Raw genomic sequence first — 6928 nt, 5'->3', positions numbered from 1 at the left:
TAATACAATCGGTCTAGGATGCAAAATTATTATTCGGAGAAGAGGGTGATTGGTTAAAATTTAAGTAATTGAAAATTTATATGGTATCGCTTCCAGACAGAAATAAGAAAGAAGGTGACTTTCAACTTATGAAGCAAATGACCGTGCCCATGAAGCGAAAAAACAGTGGTATCGTTTTATGGAGAAAAATGTTGGCTCACAAATATTTATATTTCATGTTGTTGCCATGTGTTGTATTCTTCATCATTTTCAACTATATTCCGATGGCCGGCTTGTTGTTAGCCTTCAAGGAATACAAGTTCAATGAGGGCATCTTAGGAAGCCCATGGGTTGGCCTGGATTATTTCAAGCAATTTTTTAATTCTTATCAAAGCGGAGAGTTGATTAAAAACACACTCATCATAAGTTGTATGAAATTGTTTCTATACTTGCCGTTTCCGATTATTCTTGCACTTATGTTTAATGAAGTTCGCTCAAAATGGTTCAAAAATGTTTCTCAGAGCTTACTATATTTGCCGCATTTCCTCTCGTGGGTTGTCGTCATCGGTTTAGTTCAACGTATACTTGCTCCTGATACTGGCTTGTTGAATCAGGTAATCACGAATATGGGCGGCGACGGAAGTACATTCTTTATGATGGATTCGGATTACTTCTACCAGATTATGTTCGGAAGCCATGTATGGAAGTCTATTGGTTGGGATTCGATCATCTATGTCGCAGCGATCTCAGGAATTAATCCTGAAATGTACGAAGCAGCTAAAATTGATGGGGCAAGCAAATTCCGAGAGGTTTGGAATATTACGCTGCCGTCCATCACACCGACAATTGTTATCCTCTTTATATTGTCTCTGGGCAGTATATTATCCGCCGGGTTCGACCAGATTTATTTACTCAAAACACCGGGTAATGCACCGCTTTCTGATATTTTGGACACTTACATTATCCGAGTTGGCTTGCAAGGCGGTCAGTACGGATACGCGACAGCCGTGGGCATGCTGCAAGGATTAATTGGATTGATCTTGGTTGTATTCGCGAACCGAGTTTCCCGAAAGGTTTCTGAAACATCCTTATGGTAGCTTAATTCTGATAACGTTACCATAGTTGCTATGCGAAAAGGTTTGCATGACCATCCACTTGGTGGGAGACGTCTTCTGGCGTGTTTCATAAAATCATTTTAGAAAAGGGGAACAATCGCATGAGTAAGAAATGGGCAAAATATTTTGCAATACCTTTGGTGACAGCGATGCTGATCGCCGGCTGCTCGAATGGCAACAAAAGCAATAATGAAACACCTGCTCCTGGCGGGACAGATGGGGTTTCACCTACAACGGAAGGGAAACCGGCTACATGGATTGCTGATCGTAAAATCAAAGGTCTTGTATTCATGGGAACCGACGATTACACAGAAGATATGAACCCGGAAATTAAAGCAAAGATAAAGGAGCAAACGGGGATCGACTTTGAAATTGAAATCATGAAAGCCGAAAAATCCATCGATGGCTTGATTGCAGGCATCGCTGCAAACGACTTGCCGGATTTCGTTGCTTTCTACCTCAATAACAGTGGCAGACCGGAAATGCCTGTTGTTTTGAAAGCGGCGCGCGAAGGTATGTTTACTGATTTGACTCCGCTTATGAAAGATACGAAAGTGTACAGCAAATATTTGCAAGATGACTATTTGCCGCTTGATACGAAATACGGCGTTATGTTCCGTCCTGAGTTTAACGGCTCTTCTTACTTCGTTCATATGAATATCAATCGACAAGGCGGTTATCTATCTAACAAATACGTAGGCGGCGCTTATATCCGTAAAGATATTGCTGACTCACTAGGAATCGATCCGCGCACAATCAAGACGTCGGATGAAGTGTATGAGCTAGCTAAGAAAATTAAAGCGGGTAACTTCAAAGACAACAATGGCAGTCCAGTGATTCCAATCGGTCCATCTTTTTGGGGTGGTAAAGATGTTTCAGCTGCTTTCAAGGATCTTCAGTGGGGCGAAGACGACCAACGCATCAAAAAATCGAAAGACGGTCAAATCCTTCATGAAGCAGAAACCGAATATCCTATGAAAAAAGTAGAGTATTTCCAAAAGCTGCTTAAAGAAAAGCTTATTCATCCCGAGTACTTTACGATTGACGAAAGCCGCGCAACAGAGGGCGCTTTGAATGGGTCATGGGCGATTATCGGTGATGCCCACAACTATCAAGAGTTCAACCAAGATATGCATTACCTCCCGCTCGGACCAATTAACAACGTAGACGGCCCTTACCAAATGCAAGTTAGCTTTAAGTCCGGTTACAGCGCTTGGGCGATCCCGACTACAACGAAAAACCCGCAAGATATCGTTAAATTCGCGGACTACTTAGCTAGTAAGGAAGGAAAACTTATTTGGAAGTACGGCTTGGAAGGCCGCGATTACACGATTGGTTCAGACGGATTTCCACTTGTGAAGCAAGAAGTGTTGGATTTGAAAGCAACAGATCCGAACGAAGCGAAAAAGCTCGGCTTTCAAGGCGTCGGCAACTCATGGGGCGATATTCTAGGCAGTACCGACACCGACAACATGGCTGATTTCGGGGAAATGCAATATGGCGACAAATTGAAAAAAGAAGACAATAACGGGGCTCTAAAACTAATCGAATATTGGAACTTTGAGGAAAAGTACAAAAATGCGAAGATCGTTGACAGCTACGTACCTACCGCGTTCCTCGGTGAATTTGACAGATCTTCAGAACTTAAAGCGGCTTTGGACGCTTACAATGAAACTTTGATCCGCGCTTATTACGGAAAGAGTCTTGATGAAGCTAAGAAAATGTTGGAAAGCAACTTGAAACAATTGAAATCAGCAGGATTGGACGATTATTTGAAGCTTCTCGCAGAAAAAGATGCCGATCCAAAAACGGACGTAAACCTGAATGATTAGAGACTAGGTTCTACATTTAGAAGCAGAAAATTAGTGGAAGAGGCAAGGCGATTTTATCCGCAGCTGGGTAAAAACGCCTTTCCTTCAACGGAGGAGGGAGAAAGTGGGAAACGAATTTTATAAGCTCAGCACGGGTGAAAGAATTTTCAGAGTCATTAACTACTTGCTTCTAATCGCGCTGTGTTTATCGATCAYTCTACCTTTTTTTAATATTTTTGCACTTGCTTTTAATCCCGGTAAAGACGCGGAAAGAGGCGGCATTTACTTCTGGCCGAGGATTTGGTCCTTGGAAAACTTCCAAAAAGCGTTTGAAACGTCCAATATTACAACTGCTTTTGGGATTTCAGTCTTCCGAACGGTCGTAGGAACGATCTCAAGTGTTTTTCTGACTGCAGCAGCAGCTTATGCATTAAAGAGCAAAACGTTGCCTGGCGGGAAATACATCATGATGATCATTTTCTTCACCATGTTGTTTGGAGGGGGAATCATTCCCTATTACATGCTGCTTAAGTCTATTCATTTAACGAATAATATTTGGGTTTACGTCATTCCAAGCTTATACAGCGTGTGGAACATCATCATTATGCGAACATTTTTTCAACAAATTCATCCGAGTTTGGAAGAATCGGCGCGAATTGATGGGTATAACGACTTTTCGATCTTCTTGCGCGTCATTATGCCGCTCAGTCGGCCGGTTATAGCGGTTATTGGGTTGTTTAACGCCGTTGGCCATTGGAACGATTGGTTCACTGGTGCATTCTATATTCGAAAATCGTCTTTGCGCCCGCTGTCCACGCTTCTACAAGAAATGTTGATGAGTGCGGAAGCGATGCGGGATACGCTCAATCAGGCTGCCGGACTTAGATACGATTTGATCGAAAAAATGCAGGTTACAGGAAACTCGCTTAAAATGGCAACGATCATTATCGTCGTCACGCCGATTATACTTATCTATCCATTTGTGCAGCGCTATTTTACCAAGGGCATTATGATCGGATCGATCAAAGAGTAAATCAGCCTAGGAGAGGATGGGAACAAAATGAAAATAGTGAATCCATACGTAGAGTCGGGAACTTGGTTTAAAGGAAGCTTTCATAACCACACGACGAACAGCGATGGTTGGTTTTCGCTCGAAACGGTTTACAAAATGTACGGTGGATACGATTTTCTCGGTATTTCCGACCACGATAAAATTACGAAGCACGAAGGCAAAAGAGAGATACCGACTGTTTTCGAAGCCATAGAAGTAAGCAGTCGGCAAACACATATGCTGCTCGTGAAACCACCGCAAATGATTATGGAAAACTACAGCAATGCATTTACGATTGAGAACTATCAACGCTTTGTGGATCTAACAACGACGAACGATGGATTTGCAGTGCTTGTGCATCCGAATCGGTATTTCTCGAATTTTTGGGAACTAGAAGATATGTTTAAGATGGAACGTTATCTTGGGGTTGAAGTTTATAACGGGGACGGCAATCCAGAGTATGATATCGCGTTTGACAAGTGGGATGCTCTTCTATCCGCTGGTCGTAAAGTGTGGGGTTTCGGAAATGACGATTCGCATGTATATGGACAAGAAAAGCGCGCTTGGAACATGGTMAGAGCTAAGGCAAATACAAACGATGCTATCATTGATGCGATCAGAGAAGGCAACTTTTATGTATCAACGGGGTATGGGTTTGATGCGATCAGAGTAGAAGGCAACAAGGTTGTTGTTGATCTTCGCTCAAATGATTTGCTTGATAAAATGTACAAATACGTCACGTTTTTCGGTAAAGACGGACAGGTGCTTAAAGAAACAACGGGACGAATCAAGCAAGCTGAATATGAGTGTAATGGAGACGAAAAATACGTCCGAATAGCCGTTTATTTGGAAGGCGGGTATTCCGCTTTTTCTCAGCCATTATTTATTGAAGATTAAGAAGGTTTTAGGTCGAGGAGGAGTTATGGTGGAGCACAACAAGTTAAGATTCCGATCAGACGGGACATTTACGATCATACAATTTACCGATATGCATATTAAGAATGGAATTGAACCTGAAAAGGATGTTCAAACGTTAGCTGTTATTCAGCAGCTGATTGCGTCGCAGAAGCCCGATTTGATCGTCCTTACTGGCGATGTCATATCCAGCTATGATACAGAGGATCAAGAAGCAGCATTTCGCCGTGCGATTGCGGATGTTGTCCAGTCTGGCATTCCGTTTGCTGTCATTTATGGAAATCACGACTCAGAGAAAGGTATTACGCGTCAACGATTGAATGAAGTTTTAAAGGAATATGGCAATAACTTATCTGAGGATGGTCCTAAGGACATCCATGGAGTTGGGAATTATGCACTTACTGTTGCGGGTTCTGCGAGTGAAGCAGATACGGCTGTCCTGTACTTTTTTGATTCGGGAGATTCAGCACCAGAATCCGTTGGTGGATATGAATGGATACATCCAGATCAGGTTCRCTGGTACTGCAGCGAATCGAATAAGCTTGCTCAGAAGAATGGCAGCGCATTGCCAGGACTCGCTTTTTTTCATATTCCAATACCAGAATATGAGCAAGTCTGGCAGGAAGGCAAATGTATAGGCAATAAAGGCGAGGAGGTCTGCTGTCCGAAATTGAACAGCGGTTTATTCACGGCAATGCTGGAGCAGGGTGATGTCATGGGGACTTTTGCCGGACATGATCATGATAATGATTACGTAGGAGAGCTTCATGGCATCCGATTGTGTTATGGACGTGCCACGGGCTTCAACACATACGGAGAGCTTGATCGTGGAGCAAGAATCATTACGATATTCGAAGGAAAACGGGAGTTCGATACACGGATAGAAATAGCGAAATTGAACTAAGCTGATGAGGATTAGTCTCGCGGCTGAATGATATTAAAGAATAAATGATGAGAAAGTTTGTCGTAGTCGAAGTATATCTTATATAATTCTAATATAGGTACGAAATATACTTCCACGAAGGGTGAATAATGTGCAACCAAAAATCAAAGATGTGGCCCGGGTAGCAGGAGTTTCGGTTACGACTGTGTCCAGAGTGCTAAATGGCGAGAGGTATGTGAAAGACGATCTCAAGGAAAAGGTGAATCAAGCCATCGATCAATTGGGATACGCTCCTAGCCATATCGCCCGAAGCTTGGTACGCAACAAAACGAATCTCATAGGGGTAATCGTGCCAGACCTTACCTCAAGCTTCTATTCGACAATTTTAAGCAGCATCGAAGAAGCGGCTAGCACTAATGATTATAACCTTTTGGTATGCAATATCATCGAGGATATAGATAAAGAATTAAAGTATATCAATGTGTTTCAGGAAATGCGGGTAGAAGGCATCATTATTATGCATGAGAAAATTAATGAGGAAATCCGTGCTTTGATTCATAAGATGAACATTCCCGTTATTTTTTCAAGCGTTAAACCGATGGACCAGGAATTTGCTTCTGTAATTATTGATGACTATAAAGCTGCTTACGACGCGACAAAATATTTGATTGAGCTTGGCCATGAGGAAATTGGGTTTATCGGCGGGGACATGCGCGATATTACATCGGGACAAAACCGATATAGCGGATATCGAAATGCATTATCAGATCATTCCATTAAAATCATATATGAAAATATCCGGTTCGGTGATTATAAAGTGAAAAGCGGATACGAGCAAATGAAGGATATTCTTCGCAATAAACAAACGCCTACGGCTGTATTTGCCGTAAGTGATGATATGGCTGTTGGAGCGATGAACTGCATTTGGGATCATAACCTTCGAGTTCCAGAGGATATTTCCATTATGGGCTTTGACGGAAGTCAACTGACCGAGCTTGCCCGTCCGAGATTAACCTCAATGGAGCAGCCTATTCAAGACATGGGCAAAGTGACGATGGCAGCGCTGTTGAAACAGATTACGAATAAGGAAACGTCAACCGAGGATATCATCTTGGAGCATAAACTAGTTGTCCGTGAAAGCTGTATAAGAAGAGATTCATAAGGATTAGAGAGC

6 protein-coding genes are annotated in these 6928 nt (G+C 42.4%); all 6 read left to right on the top strand.

The features are described 5' to 3' along the window. Positions 1 to 128 precede the first annotated feature (128 nt). Positions 129 to 1076 carry an ABC transporter permease gene (locus AB4Z17_RS18190; protein WP_441875547.1) on the top strand — a complete coding sequence of 316 codons (948 nt, stop codon included), beginning with the start codon at positions 129 to 131 and terminating at the stop codon, positions 1074 to 1076. Positions 1077 to 1195: 119 nt separating this feature from the next. Next, complete coding sequence (locus tag AB4Z17_RS18185) at positions 1196 to 2926, top strand: extracellular solute-binding protein (protein ID WP_441912367.1); 1731 nt, start codon at positions 1196 to 1198, stop codon at positions 2924 to 2926. A 103-nt stretch (positions 2927 to 3029) separates the two neighbouring features. Continuing rightward, on the top strand, positions 3030 to 3938 hold the full coding sequence (locus AB4Z17_RS18180; RefSeq protein ID WP_441961221.1) for a carbohydrate ABC transporter permease: 909 nt from the start codon (positions 3030 to 3032) through the stop codon (positions 3936 to 3938). Positions 3939 to 3965: 27 nt separating this feature from the next. Next, positions 3966 to 4853, top strand: a complete 888-nt coding sequence (locus tag AB4Z17_RS18175) for a phosphoesterase (RefSeq protein WP_441961219.1) — start codon at positions 3966 to 3968, stop codon at positions 4851 to 4853. Positions 4854 to 4878: 25 nt separating this feature from the next. Continuing rightward, positions 4879 to 5775 (top strand): metallophosphoesterase family protein, encoded by an 897-nt coding sequence (locus tag AB4Z17_RS18170; protein ID WP_441961218.1) that lies wholly within the window; start codon positions 4879 to 4881, stop codon positions 5773 to 5775. Positions 5776 to 5905: 130 nt separating this feature from the next. Further along, positions 5906 to 6916, top strand: coding sequence for a LacI family DNA-binding transcriptional regulator (locus AB4Z17_RS18165; RefSeq protein ID WP_339203046.1), 1011 nt, complete (start codon positions 5906 to 5908; stop codon positions 6914 to 6916). Positions 6917 to 6928 lie beyond the last annotated feature (12 nt).

Origin of the sequence: Paenibacillus sp. TAF43_2 (genome assembly GCF_052113545.1) — a bacterium.
Taxonomy (GTDB): Bacteria; Bacillota; Bacilli; order Paenibacillales; family Paenibacillaceae; genus Pristimantibacillus.
The sequence above is the reverse complement of the archived record's forward strand: the minus strand, read 5'-3'. Positions and strand labels throughout refer to the sequence as shown.

What these genes read in the sequence shown, in the direction of transcription:
- AB4Z17_RS18190 (WP_441875547.1), top strand. Translation starts at nt 129, where the DNA reads ATGAAGCAAATGACCGTGCCCATGAAGCGAAAAAACAGTGGTATCGTT.
- AB4Z17_RS18185 (WP_441912367.1), top strand. Translation starts at nt 1,196, where the DNA reads ATGAGTAAGAAATGGGCAAAATATTTTGCAATACCTTTGGTGACAGCG.